Source organism: Brevibacillus centrosporus (assembly GCF_003710815.1).
GTDB lineage: Bacteria > Bacillota > Bacilli > Brevibacillales > Brevibacillaceae > Brevibacillus > Brevibacillus centrosporus.
Window position 1 is genome coordinate 243763 of sequence record NZ_RHHP01000001.1, and the last position, 25853, is coordinate 269615.

The window sequence follows — 25853 nt, forward strand, 5'->3', positions numbered from 1 at the left end:
TAGGATGGAATAAGGTGGGACAGGAGGTCTGAGATGCAAGGATCATGGAGAACCGCATGGCAGATCGCTTTTACGTACATCGGGACCGTCGTGGGAGCCGGTTTTGCCTCTGGCAGGGAAATCGTAGAATTCTTTGTTCAATATGGAACACAAGGCCTGGTTGGAATCTTGCTCGCGACCGCCCTTTTCATATGGGCTGGTATACGTGTTATGTTGATTTCCTACCGAATTCAGGCCAATTCCTACCAGGATGTGAGTACGTATTTATTTGGGCATCCATTTGGAACGGTCTTTAACAGCTTGCTATTAACCGTATTGTTTGGAACGACATCTGTCATGCTTGCCGCGACAGGAGCGATCTTCTGGGAATCGTTTCAGCTTCCTTCGCAGGTCGGCATCTGGATCAGTATGCTGATGATTTTCTTCGCCACCCGCAAAGGGCTTTTTGCCATTCATCGAGTAAACAGTATTTTCGTACCGACTCTGATCGCTTTCACCTTTCTCGTATTTCTTTACACGAAACCATGGGCAGACCCAATTATGATCGCAGAATCGACTCGGCCATTTGCCTGGTTAAGCTCTCCCTTTTATTATGTTGCCTTAAACGTAACACTTACACAAGCAGTACTTGTACCGATTGGACGTCAAAGTTCAAGTGAGAAGCCGCTAGTGGCAGGTGGGGTCATTGGGGGGCTTGGAATTGGCCTCTTGCTCATTCTCGCTTTTGCTTCTTTGTCATCGAGAATGCCGGGCATACAACACGCGGAAATGCCGATGATTGCCTTGCTGCAAGGTGTAGGGCGCGGCATTCCTCTACTCTTTTCCTTGCTGGTATACGCGGAAATTTTCTCTACTCTCGTTGCCAACGTCTTCGGTCTGGCGGAACAGCTTCGACTTGTGACTCGTCTGCGAGGACCGACTATTCTTCTAGGAATCCTCGCGATCAGCTATTTCATCAGCTTTGTTGGCTTCAGCTCCCTTCTCCGCTTCCTCTACCCGCTATTTGGACAGCTCGTCGTCTTTTTCCTCGTGATGCTTTTTTACCGACAATGGCGCGGCAAAACACTTCCTTAACAAGAACACAAAAAAACCTCTCCCGGAAAGGAGAGGTTTTTCATCGAAACCTTATGCAAATTCTGCAACCAGTTTCGCGAAGTCTTCTTCAGACAAGCGAATGTCTTGGTTTGCCAAGCCTTCTTCTTTGAATCCTTTTACGAGGGACTCATAAGATTTTTGCTCGGTGTTTTGGTAGATCAGACCAGTGATCAGACCTTTGTATTGCATAGAAGTGGACATTGCTTTGATTCGGTCATGAGGATCGTAGCCTTCGATTGTATCAACTGGTACGATGTTCTCTTTGAACCAATCGTAAGTGTTCACTTTGTTGTAAGTTACACAAGGGCTGAATACGTTGATCAGGGAGAAGCCTTCGTGTTGGATACCTTTTTCGATCAGCTCAGTCAAGCCTTTCAGATCGCTGGAGAACGATTGGGCAACAAAGGTTGCGCCAACGGACAACGCCAGTTCCACTGGAGAAATGGAAGACTCGATGGAACCGCCTGGTGTAGACTTGGTCACGAAACCAGTCGCGGAACGCGGAGAGGTTTGACCTTTTGTCAGACCATAGATTTGGTTATCCATTACGATGTACGTGATGTTCATGTTACGACGGATAGCATGTACAGTGTGACCCATACCGATTGCGAAACCGTCACCGTCGCCACCTGCAGCAAGTACAGTCAGCTCACGGTTCGCCATTTTCACACCTTGTGCGATTGGCAAGGAACGTCCGTGAATACCGTGGAGACCATAGCAGTTGATGTAACCGGAAATACGACCGGAACAACCGATACCAGAGATAAGTGCCAGATTTTCAGGCTCCAAGCCTACATTCGCTGCAGCACGTTGAATCGCTGCTTGAATGGAGAAGTCACCACAGCCTGGGCACCAGTTTGGCTTAACGTTATTTCGAAACTCTTTCATAGTCGCCATGTTTTACCAGCTCCTTCACTTCAGCATAAATTTCTTTTGGCAAGAACGGATTTCCGTCATATTTCAGCACGGATTCGATCTTCTCTGCGTTGCCTACGTGCTGTTTGAGAAGGTTTGTAACTTGTCCTTGGATGTTGTGTTCTACGACAACAACCTTTTTCGCTTTTGCTACAAGTGCTGCCATTTCCTCAGCCGGGAATGGGTGCAACAGGCGAATTTGGGCATGGTTAACCTTCACACCCTCTTGCTCCAGACGAACTTTTGCTTCTTGGATTGTACCGATTGTGGAGTTAATACCAACAACCAGAACATCAGCATCTGCATGAGGTGCGTCAGCGGTTACAGCATTTTTGAAGTTTTTCAGCACGCCGTCCAGCTTGCGCATACGTTTTTCCATTTGAGCTTTACGGTTAGCTGCGTTCTCGGAAGGACGACCAGTTTGGTCATGCTCTACACCGGTAACGTGGTGCAAACCGTATTTTTGGCCAGGAATAACACGAGGAGAAACGCCGTCTTCGGTTACTTCATAACGTTTGAACAGGTCGTTTTGCTCTTTCTCAGGCAATTCTTGTCCAGCGAGCAGTTTACCGCGGCGGATTTCAACTTGGTTGTAGTCGAAAGGTACAACGGTTTGTTTACCCAAGGACAGAGTCAAGTCAGTTACCACGATAACTGGGAGTTGATATTCTTCAGCCAGGTTGAAAGCTTCAACTGTATCATAGAAGCATTCTTCCACTGTGCTAGGAGCGATTACGACTTTCGGAATGTCACCATGAGTACCATAGATCATTGCGTTTACGTCGGATTGCTCGATTTTGGTTGGCATACCAGTAGATGGACCACCACGTTGCGTATCTACGATAACAACTGGAGTCTCGGTAATACCAGCCAGACCGATTGCTTCCATCATCAGGGACAGACCAGGACCTGCAGATGCGGTCAAGGAACGTGCACCAGCGAAGTTAGCACCGATTGCCATGGTGATCGCAGCGATTTCGTCTTCTGTTTGGATAACCGTACCACCCAGTTTAGGCAGCTTTTTAATGAGGTATTCCATTACTTCGGAAGCAGGAGTAATTGGGTAAGCAGGCATGAAACGGCATCCTGCAGCTACTGCACCGAGAGCGATCGCATCGTTACCGATCAGAAACAATTGTTTTTGTGGATCTGCTTTATCGAGTTGGAACTCAGGCAGTTGACCACCTGTTAATTCGCTTACATACTCGAAACCGCGGCGAATAGCGTCCATGTTCTTCTCAACCACTTTTTCGCCTTTGCGGAGGAACATATCTTCAACGATGACGCGGTAGCTTTCTACTGGGATACCCAGGATTGCGCTGGAAGCACCGATCGACACCATGTTTTTCATCAGGGAAGTTCCCAGTTCATCTGCAATTTCAGTAAGTGGTACGGTCAAGAAGCGAACTTCCTTCAAACCGTCTGGCAATTTTGGATTGAATTTGGCATCCGCGATGATGATGCCGCCTTCGCGCAGCTCGTGCGCATTGAAATCGATCGTCTCCTGGTCGAAAGCTACGAGGATGTCCAGATCGTCGGAAATCGCGCGCATAGGCGTAGTGCTCACGCGGATTTTGTTGTTCGTGTGTCCACCCTTAATACGGGAAGAGAAGTGACGATAGCTGTACAGATGGTAACCCATCCGGTTCATCGCCATCGAGAAGATCTCACCAGTACTCTCGATGCCCTCCCCTTGCTGTCCTCCAACTTTCCAAGAAAGTTGACTAATCATTCAGATTCCACCCTTTCAGTGACTGTGAGAAAAGCTGCCCATCTTACATAAGATGTGACAATTTTGTGCATAGACAGTAGTAATTGTAGTCCTGTCCATGTAAAATTGCAAGTGCTTTTACTCAACTTACTTTTGACCTGAATTTTAATGTTGAACTTGGTTCATTAATATATCTTCATTTATCATTGTAGCACGTTTCCGAAAACACGCAACCAGTTTCCTTGCACAAATTTCATTACTTCTTCTTCTTTATAACGTTTTAGCAAAGCTTCTAGTAAAAGTGGATAATCACCCGCGCATGTCAGGTCCCCGTATGTCTGCGAAATGCCGTCAAAATCAGAGCCAAACGCCACATGATCTACTCCACCGAGTGCACAAACGTGATCGAGGTGTCTCAAGATGTCGTCAATCCATACCTTTCGTTTTTCCTCTACTGTAAAGAAGTCAACGAATGTGAGACCCATGACGCCATCCTTGGCAATCAAGGCTTTGATCTGCTCATCCGTCAGATTGCGAGGATGGTTGCAGAGCTTTCGTGAATTGGAATGTGACGCGATAACGGGTGCCTGGGATAGCTCCATGATATCCCAGAATCCGGGATCCGAGAGGTGGGATACATCGATGATCATTCCTAAGCGATTCATCTCTGCCACGACTTGTCTCCCGAAGGCAGTTACGCCTCCTGGATTTGGTTCGCCGCTGCCATCCGCCACAGCATTGCCGTGATTCCACGTCAAAGTCATTCCGCGTACACCCAGACGATACCACGTCCGCAGCTGAACGAGACTCTCTTCCAGTGCATGTGCTCCTTCTACAAACAGAATAGCCCCTTTACGTCCCTTTAATACGCAATCCTGCAAATCCGCCTTGGTGGTAATCATGCGAAACTGCTCACTTGCTACCCGCTCATAAAAAACATCAATCATTTCTAGTACGGTATGAAAGCGCCTTCCAAAAGGCACATGCGTCGGAACAAAACAGGCAAGCACCTGTATATCTACATTCCCTTTCTCGAGATCGGGAAAACCTACATGCAACTGCTTGTCTCCCTGATAATAATCAATCTGTGGATTCTGCCATAGTTTCCCCAATACATCGCAGTGCGCATCGAAAATTTTCATCTTCGCTCTCTCTCCTTAGCATCGTGTCTGCAAGCCTGTATTGCTATGTAAACAAACGAAAAAACCTGTTCATTCGTCGAACAAACAGGCGGGCCAAACGGTGTTCAGTTTTGTTATCTGGGTTCTACGATAAGTTTGATTGCAGTACGTTCTTCTCCATCAATCACGATGTCGGTAAAGGCTGGAATACAAATGAGGTCAACTCCACTCGGCGCTACGAACCCTCGTGCGATAGCTACTGCCTTCACTGCTTGATTAAGCGCCCCAGCACCAATGGCTTGAATTTCAGCCGCCCCGCGTTCACGAAGAACGCCGGCAAGGGCACCAGCAACGGAATTGGGGTTAGACTTTGCTGAAACTTTTAATACTTCCATCCTTTTGAACCTCCCGTCTGATAGGAATCCTGTCATCATTAGAATGATATTCGCATAACCCCTAAAAATTCCTGCTAACTGTCATGAAAGATTCAAAAAATTCTAATCTTGTTCATATTATTCCATAAACGGATGGTCGGCGTCAATTCGGATTCGCTCCAATTTTTTCGCGTTACCTGTAGCTTTATCAAGTGTGATGATCACAGCGTTTAATTGCGCTGGATCTGGAGCTACTTCAAAGCGAACAGGCAGCTGCGTCAGGAACTTCTTAATGACTGCTTCTCTTTCCATCCCGAGAATACCGTTGCTGGGTCCACACATTCCGACATCACACAGAAAACCTGTTCCCTGTGGCAAAACACGCTCGTCAGCGGTTTGAACGTGCGTGTGAGTACCTACGACTGCACTGACTCTCCCATCCAGGTACCAAGCCATCGCTTGCTTTTCGGAGGTGACTTCTGCATGAAAGTCCACAAAAATGTATTTGGTACGTTTTCTCGCTTGCTCCACCAGTTTGTCAGCCATTTTAAAAGGACAATCCAGTGGCGGCAGGAACGTCCGGCCCTGTAAGTTGATAACGGCCAGTTCTCCCTCTGATTGCTTTATATACGTTATCCCTTTCCCGGGAGCACCTTCGGGGAAGTTGGCTGGTCGAATCATTCGCGGTTCGTCATCAATAAAATCGAATATCTCTTTTTGATCCCATGTATGATTACCGAGCGTAATGGCATGAACGCCAAACTCGAACAACTCTTTCGTAATCTTTTCCGTGATCCCTCTTCCATGCGCGGCGTTTTCCCCATTTGCGACAATGAAAGTGGGCTGGTATTTTCTCTTTAACAGAGGCAGGTAGGTCTTCACCATATCTCTGCCGGGCGAACCCATGATATCCCCGATAAACAATAACTTCATACTCAATCACCTCAATGCTAGTATACACAACCGCAGCGAGATTAGAAATTTTGCAAGTGCCGAGTCCTATAGCACGATCACGAATTTCTAAACGCTCTATGTCGGTTTTCGTTCCTTAGAAAAAAAGTAAAGTGGCATAATCGCCACTTTACTTTGCATACTCAACTGCCCGTGTTTCACGGATTACCGTTACTTTGATGTGACCCGGATAGTCAAGTTCATTTTCGATTCGTTTCGTGATATCACGTGCCAAGCGTGTTGCTTCTGCATCATCAATCTTTTCAGGCTGAACCATTACGCGGATTTCGCGTCCTGCTTGAATCGCATAAGACTTCTCTACGCCATCGAACGACTCAGAGATCTCTTCCAGTTTCTCTAAACGTCTGATATAGGTTTCCAGTGTCTCACGACGAGCGCCTGGGCGAGCAGCAGACAATGCATCCGCAGCTCCTACCAACATAGCAATAACGGAGGTTGGCTCTGTATCGCCATGGTGCGATGCAATACTGTTCACAACTACTTGATGCTCATTGTACTTCTTGGCCAATTCCACACCGATTTCCACGTGGGAGCCTTCCACCTCATGGTCGATCGCTTTACCGATATCGTGAAGAAGACCTGCGCGTTTCGCCAGTTTAAAGTCCTCTTTCAGCTCGGCTGCCATCAATCCAGCCAGATGAGCCACTTCCATCGAGTGCTTCAGTACGTTTTGTCCATAGCTCGTACGATAACGCAAACGACCAAGGATCTTGATCAGATCTGGGTGCAAACCGTGTACGCCTGTTTCAAACGTTGCCTGTTCACCATACTCACGGATTCGCTCGTCCACTTCCCGACGCGCTTTCTCCACCATTTCCTCAATGCGGGCTGGGTGGATGCGCCCGTCAGCAACCAGCTTGTCCAGAGCCGTCTTCGCGATTTCCCGACGAATCGGATCAAAACCAGACAGGATCACAGCTTCCGGAGTATCATCAATGATGAGGTCAATACCCGTCAACGTTTCCAGCGCACGAATGTTTCGTCCTTCACGACCGATGATCCGGCCTTTCATCTCGTCGTTTGGCAGGGTCACGACAGATACAGTCGTCTCTGCAACGTGATCAGCCGCACAACGCTGAATGGAGGTCGTAATGATTTCGCGAGCTTTCTTATCCGCCTCTTCTTTGGCCTGTGTTTCAATCTCTTTGATCATCACAGCCATTTCATGGCGAACCGTATTTTCAACATCTGTCAGAATGATATTTTTCGCCTCATCCTGCGTCAGACCGGAAATACGTTCCAACTCAGAAACTTGTTCTTTATATAAGTGCTCTACCTTGCTTTGCAGTTCTGCGATGGCGCGGTCACGCTCAGAGAGTTCTTCTTCTTTGCGTTCCAGCTGCTCCATCTTGCGGTCCAACGATTCTTCTTTTTGCAGGATTCGACGTTCCTGACGTTGTATCTCGTTGCGCCGCTCGCGCAGTTCGGTTTCCGCTTCCGATCGAAGCTTGAAAACTTCGTCTTTGGCTTCGAGTACCTTTTCTTTCTTTACGGCTTCGGCGTCCCGTTTCGCTTCTTCTACGATCTGTCTAGCAGCTTCTTCCGCGCTAGAGATCTTCGCTTCCGCAATGGATTTGCGTGTGAAGTAGCCGGCACCCGCACCGATGAGCAGAGCGATGAGCACAATGACTACAGTTAGAATAGGATCCATAGGTTTTTCATTTCACCTCCTTATTGTAAGACATCTCCCCGCTTTCCAAGCATTCGTTTTTCATGGAGTGCCGCTGTCGTTTTGTTCAACTATCGGACATTCGACTAAAAAACAAGACCGATTCGACTCGGTCCGCTGAATCCGCACTCGTCGCACGGGTCTTCAGTTGTTTCCACAGGCAACGAGTAAGAAAACCAGCAAAAAGTTATGATACACCAAGTAAATACAAATCTATTTTATTATTTGTGAACAAGAATTGTCAAGATCATGCAAAAAGGGGCATCCTATTCCTCTATGCGTTGACGCAATTCGCCTCGAATCTGTTGAATGACGCCATGTGAAAACCCTTTTCTCATCAGCGTCGACAGCAATTTCCTCTCTTCGTCGGGATTCGGTGCTCCCTCGAGTCTCTTTGCTTTCTTTTCTATCAGTGCTCTGGCCGCAATGAGCTCATCTTCACGAGAAACGGCTCGTACGGCATCCTCCACGATCCCTCGCTCTACTCCCCTTTGCTGTAGCTCCATGCGCAGCATATAGGGACTTCTCGGCTTTAAGCGCAGCCTCTCGTCCACCCACTGGCGGGCAAATGCCTCGTCGTCTATGTACCCTTGCTCCTGGCACCGCTCGCAAACTTCCTCTGCTATAGAAGGTAGAAAGCCCTTTTCAACCAAGTAGGAGTTCAGCTGACTTTTTGTCCGTGGACGAAATCCTAGGTAACGCAAAGCTCCCAGATAGGCACGATGCTTTTCCTCCGCTACCAGCACTTCATGAAAAAAGGCCTCGTCGACCTCTGTCCCTTTAAAAAGATTGTACTTTACCAATATATCCTCATGTACAGAGAATGCATACTCCTCATTTAAATCTATATGGTAGCGCTGCTTCTGCTTGTTGTCCCGATGAACGGCAGTAATCGTGCCACTTTTCATCGCTGTCCCTCCCTTCTCCACTTCTCCCAAGTGCTGCTCTAGCTACTCTTTCTGTTACGTGAACAAAACAGCCTGTCGCATGGACAGGCTGTTTCTGAATCACTTGCTTACTCTAAATCAAAAGCTGGTTCTTCCTCTTGCTCAGGATCGATGACTGCTTCCGCTTCCGGAATGGAACCTGGATTGAGACTGAAATACTCACGCACTTTTGTTTCGATTTGAGCAGCAACATGTGGATTTTCTTTCAAGTAGATCTTTGAATTTTCACGGCCTTGGCCGAGACGCTCTTCGTTAAAGGAGTACCAAGCCCCGCTCTTCTGTACCACATCGATTTCCGAGCCAATGTCGAGGATGCTGCCCTCTCTGGAGATACCTTCACCGTACATGATGTCTACTTCCGCTACCTTGAACGGAGGAGCTACTTTATTTTTTACGACCTTGATTTTCGTTTTGCTACCAAGGATATCGTTGCCTACCTTGATGGACTCAGCTTTACGCACATCCAGACGCACGCTCGCGTAGAACTTGAGGGCACGTCCACCTGGAGTTGTCTCCGGGTTACCGAACATGACGCCCACTTTTTCACGCAGCTGGTTAATGAAGATGGCAATCGTTTTGGACTTGTTGATCGCACCGGACAGTTTGCGCAGAGCCTGAGACATCAGACGTGCCTGCAAACCAACGTGGGAATCTCCCATCTCGCCCTCGATCTCTGCTTTCGGTACCAATGCAGCTACTGAGTCTACTACGATAATATCTACAGCGCCAGAGCGCACCAATGCTTCTGCGATTTCCAGTGCTTGCTCACCTGTGTCAGGCTGAGACAGCAGGAGCTCATCGATATTGACTCCCAGCTTAGCAGCGTATACAGGATCCAATGCGTGCTCCGCATCGATAAACGCAGCTTGTCCACCCTGCTTTTGTACTTCGGCAATCGCGTGGAGTGCTACGGTTGTTTTACCGGAAGACTCTGGACCGTAGATTTCAACAATACGGCCACGTGGGAAGCCGCCAACCCCAAGTGCAATATCAAGAGCAAGCGCACCACTGGAGGTAGTGGAAATTTGAACGTTGGATACTTCTCCCAACTTCATAATGGATCCTTTTCCGAACTGTTTTTCTATTTGACGCAAAGCACTTTCCAAAGCTGCGCGACGATCTGACAAATGGTACACACCCTTTCACATTTCGCTTCTGTTTTGCTTGTTTCCATCATACCTCGAGACAGAATGGTTTGCCAAGTGTTTTTTACGAACAAATATTCGCATCATAAAAAGACAGCCATTTGCCCTTCGACGAGGCAAAATGACTGTCTTTTACCAAATAGCTGCGAGCTACTAGGAACGCTTGGCTCCACGTGGCTTCGCTGGCTCCAGGTTGATCCGTTTTCCGTTGATGCGAGTCTGACGCAGGGACTCATAAACGAACGCCGCTACTTCTTCTGGCACTTCTACAAACGTGAAGTTCTCAAAGATGTCGATACGGCCAACCGCTTTTCCAGGGATTCCTACGGATTCGGAAATCTCGCGTACGAGATCTTGCGGTTTCATGTTCGCATTGCGTCCCACATTCAGGAAGAAGCGTACCATACCTTTGGCAGCACCGGTTTCACCAAAGTTGTATGCTTCTGCTTCCTGCGTTTGTCCCGCTTCGCTGTGGAATGCAAGGTGCAGGGCTGCAGCAGCTACTTTCTCGGCTGGGTATTGACCCACCAGAGAATCCGCTACTTTTTGATACATATCAGCAATCGCGTCGCTCTCCAAGAGACTGGTCAATTGCTCACGCAGCTGCTCTTGCTTGCGCTCCGCCACTTCTTCGAGGGAAGGAACGTTGCGGGAAAGCACTTGCGCTTTCGTCTGCTTTTGGATGAACATCATTTGTCTGACTTCACGCGGAGTAACCAGTGTCATCGCGATTCCTTTACGGCCTGCACGACCTGTACGGCCAATGCGGTGAACGTAGCTCTCGGAATCCTGTGGAATATCGTAGTTGATTACGTGAGATACGTTGCCAACGTCAATACCGCGCGCGGCTACGTCTGTAGCAATCAGGAACTCGATAGAGCCTTCGCGGAATGCATTCATGACTTTGTCACGCTGCGCTTGGGACAAGTCGCCATGCAGACCGTCAGCCAGGTAACCACGGGATTGCAGCACTTCTGTCAACTCATCTACCCCACGCTTGGTACGGCAGAAGATAATGCCGAGCTCGACATCTTCACTGTCCAGAATACGACAGAGGCTCTCTACTTTATTGCGGTCAAACACTTTGTAATACACTTGCTCAATCAGAGGAGCTGTCACTTCTTCACGGCTCACTGCGATTGTTTGCGGCTGTTTCATATAACGGGTCGCCAAACGCTTGATTTCAGATGGCATCGTAGCGGAGAACAACAGTGTCTGACGCTCTTCTGGCATCTGGGTGATGATGGTTTCGATATCCTCGATAAAGCCCATGTCCAGCATCTCGTCTGCTTCATCCAGAACGAGGGTATGTACATGATCCAGCTTCAGCGTTTTGCGGCGCAGATGGTCCATGACGCGTCCTGGCGTACCTACAACTACTTGAACGCCTTGGCGCAGTGCGCGAATTTGATGACCGATGGATTGACCACCGTAGATTGGGAGTGTGCGCACTTTATTGTACTTGGAAATGCGCAGAAGCTCACCTGCTACTTGAATCGCCAGCTCGCGGGTAGGTGTCAGGATAATCGCCTGAACACGGTTCGCCGGAGTCACTTTCTCAATCAAAGGAATCCCGAATGCTGCCGTTTTACCTGTACCCGTTTGAGCTTGACCAATCAGGTCGCCTCCCTCGAGCACTTTCGGAATGCAAGCCGCCTGGATCGGCGATGGCTCTTCAAAGCCCATATCGTGGATGGCTTGAAGAATGGATTTATGTAAAGGAAAATCTGAAAAAATCGTCATGAATACGTCACCTTTCTTTTTGCATTTGAAGCGCGTAGAACAGCGCGAATTTGGCAGCGCGGCCAACGATAGCCTGCCTTCTTCCCGCCAGTCGCAGCTCTTTCACCACCGTAGGCAAGCCTTCCGCCGCAATTCCTACGTAGACCAGCCCGACAGGCTTTCCTTCCGAGGAATCCGGACCAGCTACGCCCGTTACCGAGACCCCATAAGTGGTTCCCAGCTTTTCACGTACATTTTCTGCCAGCAGCTTCGCCGTTTGTTCACTGACGGCTCCCTCTGTTGCCAGCACTTCTTCTGATACTCCAAGCACTTGATTCTTCACTTCGTTGGTGTAGCAGACAATCCCACCGTGAAAGACAGAGGAACTCCCCGGAACAGAGGTAATCAAAGAAGCAACGGTACCACCTGTGCAGCTTTCCGCACAAGCAATGCTCTCCCCTCTTTTCCTAAGTTCATTTACCAGCACCTCATGCAGGGAGGAATCCTCCCCCGTGCCGTAAATGTACTGTCCCACACGATCCCTGATCTCTTTTTCAACAGGCAATATGAGCGCTTCCCCTGCTTCAGCTGTCGTCGCTCTCGCTGTAACGCGCAGAGTCACTTCAAACTCCTTGGCATACGGAGCGATGGTCGGGTTGTCCTGCTTTTCAATCAAGTCCAGCAGGCGTTCTTCCAAAGCTGATTCCCCAATCCCGTAAAAACGGAATACGCGCGAGTGAAACACCTGTTTTTCAGGCAGCAAATCGATCAGATAGGGCATTACATAGCGATCAACCATCGGATACAATTCGCTTGGCGGACCAGGAAGCAATACGAACGTAGTACTGTCATGACGGATCGCCATACCCGGCGCCATTCCGAAATCGTTGGGAAGGACATGGCTCCCAGCCAAAACGAGAGCCTGCTTTCTGTTGTTCTCCGTCATGACAATGCCACGTTGTGTAAAGAAATCCTCGATATACTTCATGGCGTTTGCATCCGTAACCAAATCTACACCAACGTATGCAGCTACTGTCTCTTTGGTCAGATCGTCCTGTGTCGGTCCAAGCCCTCCAGAGAAGATAACCAGATCGGAGCGTTCTGCTGCCATGCGAATAACTTGCTGCAGCCGCTCCGAATTATCTCCCACTACCGTATGAAAATAGACTCCGACACCAATCTGCGCCAGCTTTTGAGAAAGAAACTGTGCGTTTGTGTTGGCGATTTGCCCTAGAAGCAGCTCCGTCCCTACCGCGATAATCTCCGCTCTCATCTTCCTCACCCATTCTTACCCAGAATAGAAAAGCCTCTGAACTAACAGTCTATCATCGACAACCGTATTGGAGAAGAGCCTTGTGAAAAAAGAGACCAATACCCGCATTACGAGTATTGGATAACGTTGCGATTCTTCGCAAAGTAGTCGTACCCGGAGTAAATCGTGATGATCACCATTGCCCATGTGGCTACTTCATCGAACGGAATGCCGAGGAATTCGAATGGGAAATTGCGAATCATAACCGCTGTAATCGCAACAATCTGTACCCATGTCTTTATTTTACCCAGCGCACTGGCAGCGATAACCTGCCCTTCAGCTGCTGCGATCAATCGCAGACCTGTCACCGCAAACTCTCTGCTGATGATGACAATGGCAATCCACGCTTCTAGCCGTTGCATTTCTACCAACGAAATCAATGCAGCCGAGATGAGCAGCTTATCGGCGAGTGGGTCCAAGAACTTGCCAAAGTTCGTTACGATTTTCCGTTTACGGGCAATGTATCCGTCGAGTCCGTCCGTACTGGCTGCTAGGATAAACACCAAAGCCGCAATCAGCTCGTTATACGTCATCGTCAGGCTGCCAATCGTAAAAGTCCCGATGTTGTAACGCACCAGCAAAAAAAACATAAGTACTGGCACCAGGAAAATCCTGGCGAGGGTGATGCGGTTGGCGAGATTCACCTAGACTACCTCCCCAGCTAAATCGTATTCAAAGGAGTGCGTGATCTTGACCTTTGCGATTGAGCCCAGTTCCCCCTTAAAGCCGGAGACGAACACTTCACCGTCAATTTCTGGAGCATCGTATTGCGTACGCCCCACGTAAATGTCATTACGACCTTCATACCGTTCGATCAAGACATCCAGAACCTGCCCAACAAAGCGACTGTTCCGATCGCCCGCCACTTCCCGCTGGATTTCCATCAGCTGGTTGGCGCGCTTTTCTTTGACGTCCTCGTCCACATGGTCAGGCAATCTGGACGCAGGTGTATCGTCTTCGTTCGAATAAGTAAATACACCCAGTCGATCAAAACGAATATCTTTGACAAACTCGCTCAGACGGGCAAAGTCTTCTTCCGTTTCACCTGGAAAACCAACGATCAACGATGTGCGCAGAGCAACATCCGGTACTTGCTCACGAATTTTCGCGACCAGTTTTCGAATATCTGTCTGGCGGCCAGGACGGCGCATCCTTTTCAGAATGTGATCCTCCGAGTGCTGCAGAGGCATATCCACATATTTGCACACTTTTGGATTTGTTGCGAATGTGTGAATCAACTCATCCGTAAAAAATCCAGGATACGCATAATGAAGACGGATCCACTGGATTCCGTCCACCTCAGACAAGCGGTTCAACAGTTCTGGAAGCATGAGTTTTCCATCGTAGATGTCTGTACCGTAGTTGGTGGAATCCTGCGCAATCAAGCTAATCTCGACGATCCCTTGTGCAGCTAGATGACGAGCCTCATCTAGAATGGATTCGATGGTCCGACTGCGAAATCCTCCGCGCATCAAAGGAATACTGCAAAAAGTACAAGCATTGTCGCAGCCCTCTGCAATCTTAATGTATGCAGAGTAGGTGCCTTCCTTCACTTTCCTCTTCACTACATCTTCATAGGTGAAAATGGGATTGCCCACAAAAATCGGGCGCTTCCCGGCTAATGACTCTTCGATGATCCCTGTAATCGACATAAAATCGCCTGTGCCGACAATGCCGTCTACTTCAGGAATCTCGTTCAAGATATCCTCTTTGTAGCGCTGAGTAAGACAGCCTGCCACTACAAGCGATTTGAGCTTGCCTGATTCCTTCAATTCACCCATTTCGAGAATCTTGTTCACCGATTCTTCCTTGGCTGCATCAATGAAACCACAGGTATTGACGATGACTACGGTTGCTTCCTCAGGATTATCAACCAGTTCATAGCCTTTTTCATCTATCAGATGGGCCATCATGTCCGAATCCACGAGATTCTTCTCACAGCCCAATGTTACAATCGCTACTTTTTCTCGCGAGCCTACCTTCTCTGCCATCATTTTTCCTCCAATTGGTCACACCAGCCCATATTACACCTATACAGTATAATATAAGCGTAAAGGAAGTGTCAAAAGAGACAAAAGAATGAAAGGCAAGCATTTGCTTGCCTACTGAGCTGCAGTCTCTTTCATTTTCAGTGTGATATTCGACGGCATGGATTTCATTTTGGAGGTATCCACGACGACTCCATTCACCGTCAACTCTACCATCATAGGCTTACCCAGACGCACATAAGCGGATTTACCCAGCTCGATCGTCTTTTCTTCGCCCTTTTTCATTTCGCCTTCTTCTACGTACTTCTTGCCCTTCCCTTCTGAAACGCCAAACCAACTGCGGTCATCCTTTACCTTCAGCTTGACCGTCATTTTCTCTTCACCTTGAACAGCGTAATTGTACATGGAACCTTGCTGAGACTCGAATGTAATCGTCGTCTTGGGAGTTTCCGTGACGGGGTCTGTTGTGACCGTTCCTGGATCCGTGGTCGGTGTGACATTGCTTGGGGGTTGTGGTGTTTGAGCGATCGGCGAAGTAGCTGCTCCACCGCCACCATTGCCAGGAGTGACGATCTCCGCACCAGGGTTGACCGTGCCACCTGGGACTGGCTGTGTCATTGTGCCACCGTTATTCACTGCAGCTATGTAGATGACGCCAATGATCAAGGCGATGAACAACACGAGAAGTGTCTTGGTTACCCATCTGCCAGCCTGCAATGGACTGTTGGTCGATGCGACTCGTCTGCGGCGCAGTCTTTCTACCTGTTCGGTAGGTGGCTGGGCAGGCAAATCGGACTGGAAGTGACTCATGATGTGATTCGGATCGAGACCAACAGCTTCCGCGTAACTCTTTATGAACGCACGCGCGTAAAAGTGGCCAGGAAGTACGTGAAAATGACCCCTCTCAATGGCTTCCAGATAACGTCTCTGTATCTTTGTGATACGTTGGATGTCGTCGAGCGTGATTCCTTTTTCTTCGCGGGCCCTTTGTAGTACTTGACCAAGCTCAGACACAGCTGCCCCTCCTTAATTCATTTCAAAATTATCAAAGCCGCGATTATTGATTAATTCGTAGGTAATTTCCTCGTCCGGATGATGGCGAAGCTCAATAATGTAATGGAAATCGGACAGCTCATACTCCGACTCTCTCACAAAAATATCCGGGTGCTCAATAATTTTCGCGGCTGGGAAATTCATGATTTCCCGAAGCAAAGTGTAGTGCTTTTCCGTAGAACGAAGCGTCGACACAATGCCATCTATCAAATATACATGATCGGTAGACATTTCATCAATGGCAAGAGAACTTCTTACCGTTTGCCGCAGAAGAGTAGAGGAAATAAACGTCCATCTCTTGTTTGCGGAGACGCTGGCTGCGATCATAGATTCTGTCTTTCCAACGCGAGGCATTCCCCGAATCCCAATCAATTGATGGCCTTCTCTTTTCAAAATTTCCGACATAAAGTCAACCAGCAGACCCAGTTCTTCGCGAACAAAGCGAAACGTTTTTTTGTCCTCGCTGTCGCGCTCGATATATCGACCATGACGAACAGCCAAGCGGTCAAGCATGGTTGGCGGACGCAGCCTCGTTATGGTTATGTTGTCCATTTTTTGTACAACGTTGCGCAATACCTCAATTTTTTCATCGTCGTCCGTCAGCAGTAGCATGCCTCTTCGCATAGTATCTACACCATTGATGGTCACGATGTTAATGTTCAACATCCCCAGAATAGAAGCGACGTCCCCAAGCAAACCAGGTCGGTTGCGAGCGATCTCATACTCCATATACCATTCTTTTATTGCTTCCATATGCATTCCTCTCCGACATACAGATTCTCTTCTTATGTAGTATATCACTTTCCCATCAATCGACAATCCGGGAAAAGAAAAATCCCCAAAATAGGGGATTTAAAGGTTAACTGCCACGATTAATGTTTTCTGGATTTTGTACAAGCTTTACCATCAAAGACGCCAGAGCTTGCTGTTGCTGTTGGTCTCCAGCATCCCAAAGCTGCTTGAGCAGACGCTCCTGGTCGTTCTTCGGATCCACTTGTTCCGAGAGATAGCCGCCGATTTGGTAAGCAACATTTTGCAGGGTATCACTTTCCATACCTGCTTGCTTCGCTTGCTCTACGCGATCACCGAGAAACTCTTTCCAGTCGCGAAAATTGTCAAGAACTGACATAGGAATTCCCTCCTTAAGTACGTTGTGAACAGGTTGCTGCCCACACAGATGTAGAATTCCACTCATACTCACGAATTATGCAGACCATAAAATACTTACCGCTTACGTGTACCAGCCGCCATTCGGACTGATGATCTGACCTGTTACATAGCTCGCTTCCCTAGACAGCAGAAAGCGGACTACAGCCGCTACTTCCGCTGGCTGACCCAGTCGATTCGCTGGAATTTCTTCTGCGATCATTTCCAGCTCATCCGGGGAGAAGCGCTCCATCATGCCTCCAGAAATAGCACCCGGAGCCACTGCATTGACCGTAATTCCATTGGGCGCCAGCTCTTTTGCCAGAGCCTTCGTAAATGTATTAACAGCGCCTTTTGTCAGAGAATACAGGACTTCACAGGAACCGCCCGTCATGCCCCATATGGAGGATATATTTACGATACGCCCATACCTTTCACGAAGCATGGCTGACAGTGCGGCTTGAGTAACGAGAAAAGCGGAACGCACATTGGCAGCCACCAGCTCATCGAACTGAGCAACCGAGACATCGGAAAAAAGCCCGACATGATCCGCAGAAGCGTTGTTGACAATGAGCAGTGGCGCAATCGCCATCTGCTGAAACATGACCGTAATTTGATGCGGGTCACGCAAATCTGCCTGCACTTTGACAAAAGGGATGCCAAGCTGCTGGCAAAGCTGAACGATTCCATTCAGCTTGTGCTCCGATTGATAGTAATGCAAATAAAGCGGGACTCCCGCATGAGCCAGACAAGCAGCGATCGCCTGCCCGAGCTCACCGGAAGCTCCCGTCACTAACGCCCATGGCGTCTGTTGATTCATGTGATTTCACTACTCCTGTGGCGAAGCGGACCGTACAATAGACACAGCCATCTGTCCATCGACAAAATGCTCGTGCAAGCGTTTTTCCACATCTTCGCGTGTGATCGACTCAAGCGTCGGCACGACGGTAAAGAGATCATTGCCATTAAACTTGAAGCTCGTAAACTGATTCGCGATAAACTCAACCGAATTGAGCGAACGCAAGAAATTTCCGATCTTCTTCCGCTTGGCTCTTTCGAAGTCATCCTGGTCGATTCCTTTTTGCTTCAGCTGCTCTATCTCTGCCTGGATTGTCTGCACCAGCTTTTCAGGATCTGGCGTATCGCCGCCCATGATGGTATACGCATAATCCTGTTCGCTGCTGTAGTCAAAATCAAAGCTTTCCGTAATCAGCTCGCTGTCGTACAGTCTTTCGTACACAGCGGAGCTGGTGCCAAACGCAATGTCCAATAACAGTTTGGTAGTCAAATCCCGTTTTAACAAGGCTTCCTTCGTCAAGCCCTGCTCTCTTTCCTTAATGCCAATCATGCACTTCGGCAAACCGACCGCCAAGGATGCCTCAATCTTTGCTTGGGCAGGCTCTGGCTGCTCTGTCGGAAAGAGCCGTGTGATCTGTGGTGCAGGTGAAAACTCTTTCGACGATTGGTTGTCTCGAATCAGCTTCATGATCGCTTCTGGCTCAAAGGACCCCACTACAAGCAGCAGCATGTTGGCTGGATGATAAAACGTTTCGTAGCATTGATACAAGTATTCTTTGGTGATGTGGGAAATCGTTTCGATCGTCCCCGCTATTTCAATATTGATCGGATAGTCCTTGTACATTGCTTTCAGGAGATTCATGTAGACTTTCCAGTCAGGATTGTCGTCGTACATGGTAATTTCCTGACCGATGATCCCTTTCTCTTTCTCTACGCTGGCATCCGTAAAATACGGCTCCTGCACGTAGTCCAAGAGCAGATTCAGGTTGTCATCCAATTTGTCCGTGCAGGAGAAGAGATACGCCGTCCGATTAAAGCTTGTGAACGCATTGCACGATGCTCCGTTTTTACTGAACTCATGCATGACATCGCGATCTTTTTTCTCAAACATCTTGTGTTCGAGAAAATGGGCAATGCCATCCGGAACGTTGATTTCCTCACCATTTCTGGTGCGGAAGTGACTATCGATGGAGCCATATCTCGTCGTAAAAACGGCATAGGTCTTACTAAAGCCCTGCTTTGGCACAAGATAGACCTGGAGCCCGTTTGGCAATGTCTCGTTGTAAACGGTTTCGTTGACCTGTTCAAATTTGGTGGTCTGCATCGCTTACGCCTCTCCCTTCTTGTCGCGCAGCAGATAAATCGTATCGATTTCCACTTTCTCCGCTACTTTTTTGATATCTTCAATCGTTGTGGTTTCAATCCCTTTGAGCAATTCGTCCAAACGACGCTTGCGTCCGCTAACCAGCCCGTTGTAAGTAAACTCGATCATTCCACGCGCACTGTCGAGCAGCTCGCGGAACTGGTTGGACAGGGTCGCTCTTGTCTGACTCATTTCTTCTTCTGAGATTTTCCCCTGGCGCATAGAGTCCATCTGCTGCTTGATAATCTCTACAGCCCGTTGATATTTGTTTACATCGATCCCTGACATGATCATCATGATCCCTTTATGGCTTTCCAGACGAGAGACCGCATAGTAGGCAAGGCTCTCCTTTTCCCGTACATTTACAAACAGCTTGGAGTGAGGGAAACCGCCAAGAACGCCATTGTATAAGAGCAAGGCCGGATAGTCTTCGTCTATATAGGTGATATGCGTGCGGCAGCCGATGTTCAACTTGGCCTGGTTGACATCCAAGCGGTCGATTACTTCCCGCTCGTCGGCCACCTTTACGGCAGCTTGACTGATCTCGAGCGCCCCAACCTGTGATCTTTCCAGCGGAATATGCTTCTGGATCGCTTGCTCCACCTCTTTTGGCGCAACGTCTCCTACGACAAACATGTTAATGGGGTTTGTTGTGGTGATTTGCTTGAAATAGGTGTAGAGCTCTTGCCCTGTAATGGCAGGAAGATCCTTCACTCTGCCCTGGATCAGCAAGGAAAAAGGCTCTCCCTTGCACATTTCCTCGGTGATCCGCTGGTTCGCATACTTCATTTTGTCATCAATCAGGCTTTCCACGCGCTTGCGAAGCGTTTCTTTTTCCTGTGCGACGTACTTTTCCAAGAATGCGCCGTTCTCTACATGAGGTCTGGTCAACATATCGCCCACGAACTGGATCGCTTGCTCCAGGAGCGAATCCTCCTTGGACAAATACTTTTCATTCGGCACTTCCATGTAAATCTGCAGGATTTGCCGTTCTCCCTTTTTCGTAACGTCTACATCAAAGATCGCTCCATACAGAAAATCGAGGTGAGCACGCAGCAGCTTCGTCTCAGGAAAACGAGCACTCGCCCGCTTCATGACCATAGCAAGCAACGCCGTTTTGGTTACCGTCTCCTCCGATAAAGCCTGTTCGATCATGGTCATAATCGTTGTGGTTTTGAATTTGCCCGTTGGCAAAATATGTACATTCATCCCATGAATCTGGGTACTTTGAAACGCGATATCTGTTATGTTCGCAGCCATTGCTCTATCTCCCTTCTCCATCAGCGTACTCTCCTCTATTGTAACCAATTGACAGGCCATCAAGCATGCGAAACTTCATCGCGAAGTGCATTTTATTGTCCTATTTTGCAATTTATGCAACAAAAAAGAAAAAGGAGCACCATCGCTCCTTTTCCTTACAAATCACTATAGTCCCATTCCGTCCGCTCGTCCTCGATGGACGCCTCTTCTACAAATCGTCCGCAATCATCGGAAAGACAAAGCATACCATCCAGATGTTCATCATGAAAGGGAAGTCCGTGATTTCCCCCACAATACGGGCAAACCCACATGCAGAGCCCTCCTCATCTAAAAAAGGATTACGCTGTTAGTTTGTCCCGTTATGAGATGGAATCCTCCAATTTATTTTGTTCCCAGTAGCGCAAATAGTAATAAGGATCGACTGCTTTTCCGTTGCTGTTTTGATAAAGTCCGAAGTGGAGATGTGAATCAAACATCCCAGCTATGCCCGGTCCACCGTACCCAGTATCCCCCACAAATCCAATGAGCTGGCCCGCTCGCACGGTGCCCCCGACCTTTAAGCCAGGAACGTATGCGCTCAAGTGTGCATAATACATCCGGAAACGACCGTCTTCATCCGTAATATTGACTCGCCATCCCCCATACGTATTCCAGCCTACTCGATTGATTGTCCCGTTTGATACCGAATATACGGGTGTTCCCTTAGGGGCCATGATGTCGATGCCCTCGTGATTACGTACACTCCCGTTGTTGCTCTCTGTCCATTCCCGATCAGAACCGAAGCTGTCCCCATAAGGCTCGTACCAGCTTGCCTCTGAAAAAGGAAAGTAGTACTTTTCATCGAGCAGCCGACTGTCGCCTACTTCTTTTGATAACGGATGGGCAGCTTTGCTCGAACCTTCCGGCAAAAACAGCAGTTGCTTAATGGTCAAAAAGTCCGTAGACAAATAGTTGTTCTTTTTCACCTCTTCTACGGTGGTGTCGTGACTATTTGCAATTTCGATTATTGTGTCCCCTGCCTGCACGACGTAAGGATTCTTTGCATATCCAATCACTGCTGCCGTATCCTCGACAGGTTTTGTTTGAATCATCGCCACTTGCGACTTGTTATCCCAATAAACCTGATACCCCATGGCCTCACTGACAAAGCGGATCGGGACTACTGTTCGCTTATTGACGACCATAGGAGGAGCATCGAGTGTAACCCGTTTCCCATCGACATACGCTGTCCGACTGTCTAGAAGCAAGACCACTCGCTTGCCTTTTTCGGTAACAGTCACCTGACGTGTATCCGCTTCATAGGTTACATTTGCACCCGTTTTTTCTGCGATCACTCGAATCGGTACAAGCATCCGACCATTTTGACGGATCGGCTGTACGTCTGTGCTTATTCCTTTCCCGTCAATCACCAGCGAAATGACAGGTCCGGGCTCTGCTGCAAAAGCAGGTCCCGCTGTATCTGGAACAGTTATACCCAGTCCTAGACAAATAAAAAAAGCACCTAGAACCTTTGTCCACAGACGAATGCTGTTTTTATGTAAACAGCGGTTCATCTAAATCCCTCCCCGCGCAATGCTACATGGAGCATTATCTCACAGGGATAGAACAAGGTTCTAGACGCAAATTATGTCAACTAACGAGAGCCTGTATCGTATGGTTTACCCAGTGCCGCAGGCGCATTGGATCGGCCAACCAGTCCTGCCATCACGAGGATTGTCAATACGTACGGCAGCATGAAGATAAACTCCGTTGGCACGTACTTCGTCAATCCAAAGATTTGCACCAGCGACTTGATCGCCTGAGCCACACCAAAGAACAGCGCTGCTCCCATCGCACCGGCTGGATGCCACTTCCCGAAAATCAACGCCGCAATCGCAATAAAACCTTGGCCCGATACAGTGTTGTGGGAAAAGTTGGAGGTAGTTGTCAGAGAGATTGTCGCTCCTCCCCAAGCAGCCAAAGCTCCGCTAATCATGACAGCCATGTAGCGCATCTTTTTCACATTGATCCCGACCGTATCTGCCGCCCGTGGATGTTCACCCACTGCACGCAACCGCAGACCAAATGGCGTCTTAAATACGAGATACCATGTGAAAAACACCATGATAAACGCCAAGTAGCTCGTCGGATACGCTTCAAAAATGGCATGCCCCAAGTAAGGAATATCGTGCAGTACAGGAATGCTCCACTTGCCAAAAACGCTGGACAGCGTAGTCGTTTGACCTGCTCCGTTAAAGATGATCTTTGTCAAATAAACGGACAATCCCGCTGCTAGGAAGTTGAGCGCTACCCCACTCACCGTTTGGTCAGCTTTGAAGGTCACGGATGCCACAGCATGAGGGAGTGCAAAAATTGCACCGGCAATCCCTGCAGCTAAAAATCCAATCCAAGGGGCTCCCCCTGCAAAGGAGTCCTGAAAGGCATAGGTGATGACAGCACCGGTAAACGCCCCGATAATCATCATCCCCTCCAAAGCGATGTTCACAACACCCGATCGCTCTGAGTAAAGGCCACCCAACGACGCAAAAATCAAGGCAGTGGAAAACACGATGGTATCATGAACGAGGTTACTTGCAATTAATCCCCAATCCATCAGTTTCCACCTTCCTTTTTCTTCTTCATGATAGGCTTCACAAAAATCTTCACGATGCCGTGCGCTGCCACGAAGAAAATGACAGATGCGATCACGACACGAATCAGTTCAACTGGTACACCCGCTCCGAACTTCATACCTGCTGCCCCGAATGTCAGAATACCAAACAGAATAGCTCCTAGTACGACGCCAAGAGGTGTGTTACCACCAATCAGGGCAACGGCGATACCGTCGAAGCCATATCCTGGTTGAGCTGTCATGATGGCTTGATAGTGAAATACACCCAGTATCTCGCAAGCTCCACCAATCCCAGCAAACATCCCGCCAATGAACATCGCTTTCACGACGTTGCGATTGACGTTCATACCTGCGTACTCAGACGCATGCGGGTTCAACCCAACTGCACGCAGTTCGTAGCCGGATTTCGTTTTCCAAAGGATTACGTAAAAGAAAATGGCAGCAAGCACCGCAATCAAGGTTCCCCAGTGCAAACGTGCACTGTCAAACATCGTGGACAGCCAGCCAATCGTAATGATTGCTGAGTCGTGGATCATCTCTGAGCGTTGCTGCCCAGATGGTACAAAAAACGCATTCATGACCCAGTTTGCCAGGTAAAGAGCTACCCAGTTCAGCATGATGCTTGTAATGACTTCATTTACGCCGCGGGCCGCTTTCAAATAACCTGCAATGGAGCCCCACAAGCCACCCGCAACAGCCCCTGCAATAATCGCGAGAGGAGCATGGATGTAAGCAGGCAGATCCAAGGAAACACCCACCGCTGTGGATGCGATCATCCCGACGATAAATTGTCCCTCTGCACCGATATTGAACAATCCGGTACGAAAGGCAAACGCCACGGAAAGCCCCGTAAAAATCAATGGGGTAATCTGACGGATCGTTTCCCCAAAGTTATAAGCGTTACCGAATACTTTTTCAAGGAGCGACATGTAAGCCTTGATCGGATTGAATCCCCCTGCCAGCATTGCGATCGCACCCGTCAGCAGTCCCAGAATAATCGCAACAAGCGGGACGAGAAACGACTCTTTTGTAAAAACGGCAATGACTCTATTCATCGTTTCCCCCTCCTTGCATCCGTTTTCCGCCGGACATCAACAGGCCAAGCTCTTGCTCCGTTGTCGCTTTCGCATCGACGATCCCTACGATGTTTCCTTCATAAATAACGGCAATGCGATCGGAAACATTGATGACCTCATCCAGCTCAAGCGAGAGCAGCAAAACTGCCTTTCCTTTGTCACGTTGTTCGATCAAACGGCGATGAATGAACTCGATCGCGCCAACGTCCAAACCGCGTGTTGGCTGGGCAGCAATCAAAATATCTGGATTTTTGTCAACCTCGCGAGCGATAATCGCCTTTTGCTGGTTCCCACCAGACAGGGCACGCGCAGGTGTGTAAATGCTCGGTGTACGAACGTCAAATTCTTCAATGAGTTTTGCCGCGTGCTTGTCAATGGCGCCATAATCGAGAAACCCATTCTTGTTAAAAGTCGGATGGAAGTACGTTTCCATTACCATGTTCTCGCTCATAGTGAAATCCAGGATCAATCCGCGCTTATGTCTGTCTTCTGGAATGTGAGACAAGCCTGATTCCGAAATACTGCGCGGTGTCTGATTCGTTATTTCTTTCCCATTCAGAAGTACACGACCGCTTGAAGCCCTCCGAAGTCCGGTCAAAACTTCGATCAGCTCACTTTGACCATTGCCATCAACCCCAGCAATGCCGAGAATCTCTCCCGCCCGAACTTCCAAACTGAGATTGTTCAGGGCGTTGACCCCACGATTTCCGAGAGCAGTCAAGTTTTCTATTGCCAGAATAGTCTCTTTTGGTTGCGCCGCCTGCTTGTCTACTCGGAAGTTGACCTCGCGACCTACCATCTTTGCTGCCAATTCATCCGGATTCGTCTCTTTGACCAGAACAGAGTCAATGACTTTCCCTCTGCGAATGATTGTACACGCATCACACACGGCCATGATTTCTTTCAGCTTGTGTGTAATGAGAATAATGGTCTTTCCTTCTTTGACCAAATTATGCATGATTTCGATCAGCTCATTGATTTCCTGAGGAGTCAAAACGGCAGTCGGTTCATCGAAAATCAGGATATCTGCACCCCGATACAGCGTTTTCAAAATCTCGACCCGCTGCTGCATCCCTACGGAAATGTCCTGGATCTTGGCTCGTGGGTCTACTTTTAATCCATATTGATTGGATAGCTGCTCCACAGCCCTTTCGGCGGTTTTGATATCTATCTTCAACCCGTTTTTCGGTTCATTTCCTAATACAATGTTTTCTGTTACCGTGAAAGTTTCAACCAACATGAAATGCTGATGCACCATTCCAATGCCAAGCTCGTTTGCTTTATTGGGGTTTGTGATTTTTACCGGTGTTTCATTGATAAGGATTTCGCCTTCATCAGGTTGATAAAGACCAAATAAAATATTCATTAGTGTAGACTTGCCTGCCCCATTCTCCCCGAGAAGGGCGTGGATTTCCCCTTGCTTAACAGACAGCGTGATGCTATCGTTCGCAATGATTCCTGGGAAACGTTTGGTAATTCCTCGCATCTCAACAACACTCTTTACCGGATTCAACCATGTTCCCCCCGTTTTTGTGGGTCTAGTTTGAAGGTAAAGAACAAGGCTAGTTGCTCGAA

Annotated in this window: 24 protein-coding genes; 1 reads left to right on the forward strand and 23 read right to left on the reverse strand. The window is 48.4% G+C overall.

The features are described from left to right. The first annotated feature begins 33 nt into the window (after positions 1-33). Positions 34-1074 (forward strand): YkvI family membrane protein, encoded by a 1041-nt coding sequence (locus tag EDM55_RS01245; protein WP_122959439.1) that lies wholly within the window; start codon positions 34-36, stop codon positions 1072-1074. Positions 1075-1125: 51 nt separating this feature from the next. On the opposite strand, the gene EDM55_RS01250 is transcribed toward EDM55_RS01245, so the two are convergent. From EDM55_RS01250 to EDM55_RS01355, 23 genes are all read right to left on the reverse strand, one after another. Next, positions 1126-1992 (reverse strand): 2-oxoacid:ferredoxin oxidoreductase subunit beta, encoded by an 867-nt coding sequence (locus EDM55_RS01250; protein WP_092266742.1) that lies wholly within the window; start codon positions 1990-1992, stop codon positions 1126-1128. Then, complete coding sequence (locus EDM55_RS01255) at positions 1964-3742, reverse strand: 2-oxoacid:acceptor oxidoreductase subunit alpha (RefSeq protein ID WP_092266741.1); 1779 nt, start codon at positions 3740-3742, stop codon at positions 1964-1966. The genes EDM55_RS01250 and EDM55_RS01255 overlap by 29 nt, the downstream gene beginning before the upstream one ends. Before the next feature lie 182 nt (positions 3743-3924). Further along, entirely contained in the window at positions 3925-4863 is a 939-nt protein-coding gene (locus tag EDM55_RS01260; RefSeq protein ID WP_092266740.1) for a dipeptidase, read from the reverse strand. A 113-nt stretch (positions 4864-4976) separates the two neighbouring features. Next, a complete protein-coding gene (gene spoVS, locus EDM55_RS01265) occupies positions 4977-5237 on the reverse strand; it encodes a stage V sporulation protein SpoVS (RefSeq protein ID WP_003385776.1) in 261 nt (86 codons plus the stop codon). A 117-nt stretch (positions 5238-5354) separates the two neighbouring features. Continuing rightward, positions 5355-6149 (reverse strand): TIGR00282 family metallophosphoesterase, encoded by a 795-nt coding sequence (locus tag EDM55_RS01270; protein WP_122959440.1) that lies wholly within the window; start codon positions 6147-6149, stop codon positions 5355-5357. Between the two features lie 148 nt (positions 6150-6297). Then, entirely contained in the window at positions 6298-7839 is a 1542-nt protein-coding gene (gene rny / locus EDM55_RS01275; protein ID WP_122959441.1) for a ribonuclease Y, read from the reverse strand. 284 nt (positions 7840-8123) lie between these two features. Then, on the reverse strand, positions 8124-8765 hold the full coding sequence (locus EDM55_RS01280; protein WP_122959442.1) for a RecX family transcriptional regulator: 642 nt from the start codon (positions 8763-8765) through the stop codon (positions 8124-8126). A gap of 107 nt (positions 8766-8872) precedes the next feature. Further along, entirely contained in the window at positions 8873-9931 is a 1059-nt protein-coding gene (gene recA / locus EDM55_RS01285) for a recombinase RecA (RefSeq protein ID WP_092266736.1), read from the reverse strand. A 171-nt stretch (positions 9932-10102) separates the two neighbouring features. Beyond that, positions 10103-11692: a DEAD/DEAH box helicase gene (locus tag EDM55_RS01290; protein ID WP_092266735.1), complete on the reverse strand. Its 1590-nt coding sequence runs from the start codon at positions 11690-11692 to the stop codon at positions 10103-10105. Between the two features lie 7 nt (positions 11693-11699). Continuing rightward, positions 11700-12944, reverse strand: a complete 1245-nt coding sequence (locus EDM55_RS01295) for a competence/damage-inducible protein A (RefSeq protein WP_122959443.1) — start codon at positions 12942-12944, stop codon at positions 11700-11702. Between the two features lie 107 nt (positions 12945-13051). After that, a complete protein-coding gene (gene pgsA / locus EDM55_RS01300; RefSeq protein WP_092266733.1) occupies positions 13052-13627 on the reverse strand; it encodes a CDP-diacylglycerol--glycerol-3-phosphate 3-phosphatidyltransferase in 576 nt (191 codons plus the stop codon). Beyond that, the gene (rimO, locus tag EDM55_RS01305; RefSeq protein ID WP_122959444.1) at positions 13628-14974 is read right to left on the reverse strand and encodes a 30S ribosomal protein S12 methylthiotransferase RimO; all 1347 of its coding nucleotides are present in this window, start codon (positions 14972-14974) and stop codon (positions 13628-13630) included. 111 nt (positions 14975-15085) lie between these two features. Then, positions 15086-15985 carry a helix-turn-helix domain-containing protein gene (locus tag EDM55_RS01310; RefSeq protein ID WP_092266731.1) on the reverse strand — a complete coding sequence of 300 codons (900 nt, stop codon included), beginning with the start codon at positions 15983-15985 and terminating at the stop codon, positions 15086-15088. A gap of 12 nt (positions 15986-15997) precedes the next feature. Continuing rightward, positions 15998-16777 carry a YmfK family protein gene (locus tag EDM55_RS01315; protein WP_092266730.1) on the reverse strand — a complete coding sequence of 260 codons (780 nt, stop codon included), beginning with the start codon at positions 16775-16777 and terminating at the stop codon, positions 15998-16000. A 106-nt stretch (positions 16778-16883) separates the two neighbouring features. Next, on the reverse strand, positions 16884-17153 hold the full coding sequence (locus EDM55_RS01320) for a DUF3243 domain-containing protein (RefSeq protein WP_092266729.1): 270 nt from the start codon (positions 17151-17153) through the stop codon (positions 16884-16886). A 102-nt stretch (positions 17154-17255) separates the two neighbouring features. Beyond that, the gene (gene ymfI / locus EDM55_RS01325) at positions 17256-17990 is read right to left on the reverse strand and encodes an elongation factor P 5-aminopentanone reductase (RefSeq protein WP_122959445.1); all 735 of its coding nucleotides are present in this window, start codon (positions 17988-17990) and stop codon (positions 17256-17258) included. A gap of 9 nt (positions 17991-17999) precedes the next feature. Then, on the reverse strand, positions 18000-19292 hold the full coding sequence (gene yfmH, locus EDM55_RS01330) for an EF-P 5-aminopentanol modification-associated protein YfmH (RefSeq protein ID WP_122959446.1): 1293 nt from the start codon (positions 19290-19292) through the stop codon (positions 18000-18002). Positions 19293-19295: 3 nt separating this feature from the next. After that, the gene (gene yfmF / locus EDM55_RS01335) at positions 19296-20591 is read right to left on the reverse strand and encodes an EF-P 5-aminopentanol modification-associated protein YfmF (protein WP_122959583.1); all 1296 of its coding nucleotides are present in this window, start codon (positions 20589-20591) and stop codon (positions 19296-19298) included. Between the two features lie 155 nt (positions 20592-20746). Continuing rightward, a complete protein-coding gene (locus EDM55_RS30085; protein ID WP_170184285.1) occupies positions 20747-20902 on the reverse strand; it encodes a hypothetical protein in 156 nt (51 codons plus the stop codon). 48 nt (positions 20903-20950) lie between these two features. Next, entirely contained in the window at positions 20951-22144 is a 1194-nt protein-coding gene (locus EDM55_RS01340; RefSeq protein WP_122959447.1) for a stalk domain-containing protein, read from the reverse strand. A gap of 80 nt (positions 22145-22224) precedes the next feature. Next, on the reverse strand, positions 22225-23184 hold the full coding sequence (locus tag EDM55_RS01345) for an ABC transporter permease (RefSeq protein ID WP_092266725.1): 960 nt from the start codon (positions 23182-23184) through the stop codon (positions 22225-22227). Further along, positions 23184-24257: an ABC transporter permease gene (locus EDM55_RS01350; protein ID WP_122959448.1), complete on the reverse strand. Its 1074-nt coding sequence runs from the start codon at positions 24255-24257 to the stop codon at positions 23184-23186. Before EDM55_RS01350 ends, EDM55_RS01345 begins: the two co-directional genes overlap by 1 nt. Further along, positions 24250-25764, reverse strand: coding sequence for an ABC transporter ATP-binding protein (locus EDM55_RS01355; RefSeq protein WP_174769244.1), 1515 nt, complete (start codon positions 25762-25764; stop codon positions 24250-24252). The genes EDM55_RS01350 and EDM55_RS01355 overlap by 8 nt, the downstream gene beginning before the upstream one ends. Positions 25765-25853: the final 89 nt, after the last annotated feature.

What these genes read in the sequence shown, in the direction of transcription:
- EDM55_RS01350 (WP_122959448.1), bottom strand. Translation starts at nt 24,257, where the DNA reads ATGAATAGAGTCATTGCCGTTTTTACAAAAGAGTCGTTTCTCGTCCCG.
- EDM55_RS01250 (WP_092266742.1), bottom strand. Translation starts at nt 1,992, where the DNA reads ATGGCGACTATGAAAGAGTTTCGAAATAACGTTAAGCCAAACTGGTGC.
- EDM55_RS01295 (WP_122959443.1), bottom strand. Translation starts at nt 12,944, where the DNA reads ATGAGAGCGGAGATTATCGCGGTAGGGACGGAGCTGCTTCTAGGGCAA.
- EDM55_RS30085 (WP_170184285.1), bottom strand. Translation starts at nt 20,902, where the DNA reads ATGTGGGTTTGCCCGTATTGTGGGGGAAATCACGGACTTCCCTTTCAT.
- EDM55_RS01355 (WP_174769244.1), bottom strand. Translation starts at nt 25,764, where the DNA reads ATGCGAGGAATTACCAAACGTTTCCCAGGAATCATTGCGAACGATAGC.
- rny (WP_122959441.1), bottom strand. Translation starts at nt 7,839, where the DNA reads ATGGATCCTATTCTAACTGTAGTCATTGTGCTCATCGCTCTGCTCATC.
- rimO (WP_122959444.1), bottom strand. Translation starts at nt 14,974, where the DNA reads ATGGCAGAGAAGGTAGGCTCGCGAGAAAAAGTAGCGATTGTAACATTG.
- spoVS (WP_003385776.1), bottom strand. Translation starts at nt 5,237, where the DNA reads ATGGAAGTATTAAAAGTTTCAGCAAAGTCTAACCCCAATTCCGTTGCT.
- EDM55_RS01340 (WP_122959447.1), bottom strand. Translation starts at nt 22,144, where the DNA reads ATGAACCGCTGTTTACATAAAAACAGCATTCGTCTGTGGACAAAGGTT.
- EDM55_RS01320 (WP_092266729.1), bottom strand. Translation starts at nt 17,153, where the DNA reads ATGTCAGTTCTTGACAATTTTCGCGACTGGAAAGAGTTTCTCGGTGAT.
- EDM55_RS01315 (WP_092266730.1), bottom strand. Translation starts at nt 16,777, where the DNA reads ATGGAAGCAATAAAAGAATGGTATATGGAGTATGAGATCGCTCGCAAC.
- EDM55_RS01280 (WP_122959442.1), bottom strand. Translation starts at nt 8,765, where the DNA reads ATGAAAAGTGGCACGATTACTGCCGTTCATCGGGACAACAAGCAGAAG.
- EDM55_RS01255 (WP_092266741.1), bottom strand. Translation starts at nt 3,742, where the DNA reads ATGATTAGTCAACTTTCTTGGAAAGTTGGAGGACAGCAAGGGGAGGGC.
- yfmF (WP_122959583.1), bottom strand. Translation starts at nt 20,591, where the DNA reads ATGGCTGCGAACATAACAGATATCGCGTTTCAAAGTACCCAGATTCAT.
- ymfI (WP_122959445.1), bottom strand. Translation starts at nt 17,990, where the DNA reads ATGAATCAACAGACGCCATGGGCGTTAGTGACGGGAGCTTCCGGTGAG.
- EDM55_RS01245 (WP_122959439.1), top strand. Translation starts at nt 34, where the DNA reads ATGCAAGGATCATGGAGAACCGCATGGCAGATCGCTTTTACGTACATC.
- EDM55_RS01260 (WP_092266740.1), bottom strand. Translation starts at nt 4,863, where the DNA reads ATGAAAATTTTCGATGCGCACTGCGATGTATTGGGGAAACTATGGCAG.
- yfmH (WP_122959446.1), bottom strand. Translation starts at nt 19,292, where the DNA reads ATGCAGACCACCAAATTTGAACAGGTCAACGAAACCGTTTACAACGAG.
- EDM55_RS01345 (WP_092266725.1), bottom strand. Translation starts at nt 23,184, where the DNA reads ATGGATTGGGGATTAATTGCAAGTAACCTCGTTCATGATACCATCGTG.
- EDM55_RS01290 (WP_092266735.1), bottom strand. Translation starts at nt 11,692, where the DNA reads ATGACGATTTTTTCAGATTTTCCTTTACATAAATCCATTCTTCAAGCC.
- EDM55_RS01270 (WP_122959440.1), bottom strand. Translation starts at nt 6,149, where the DNA reads ATGAAGTTATTGTTTATCGGGGATATCATGGGTTCGCCCGGCAGAGAT.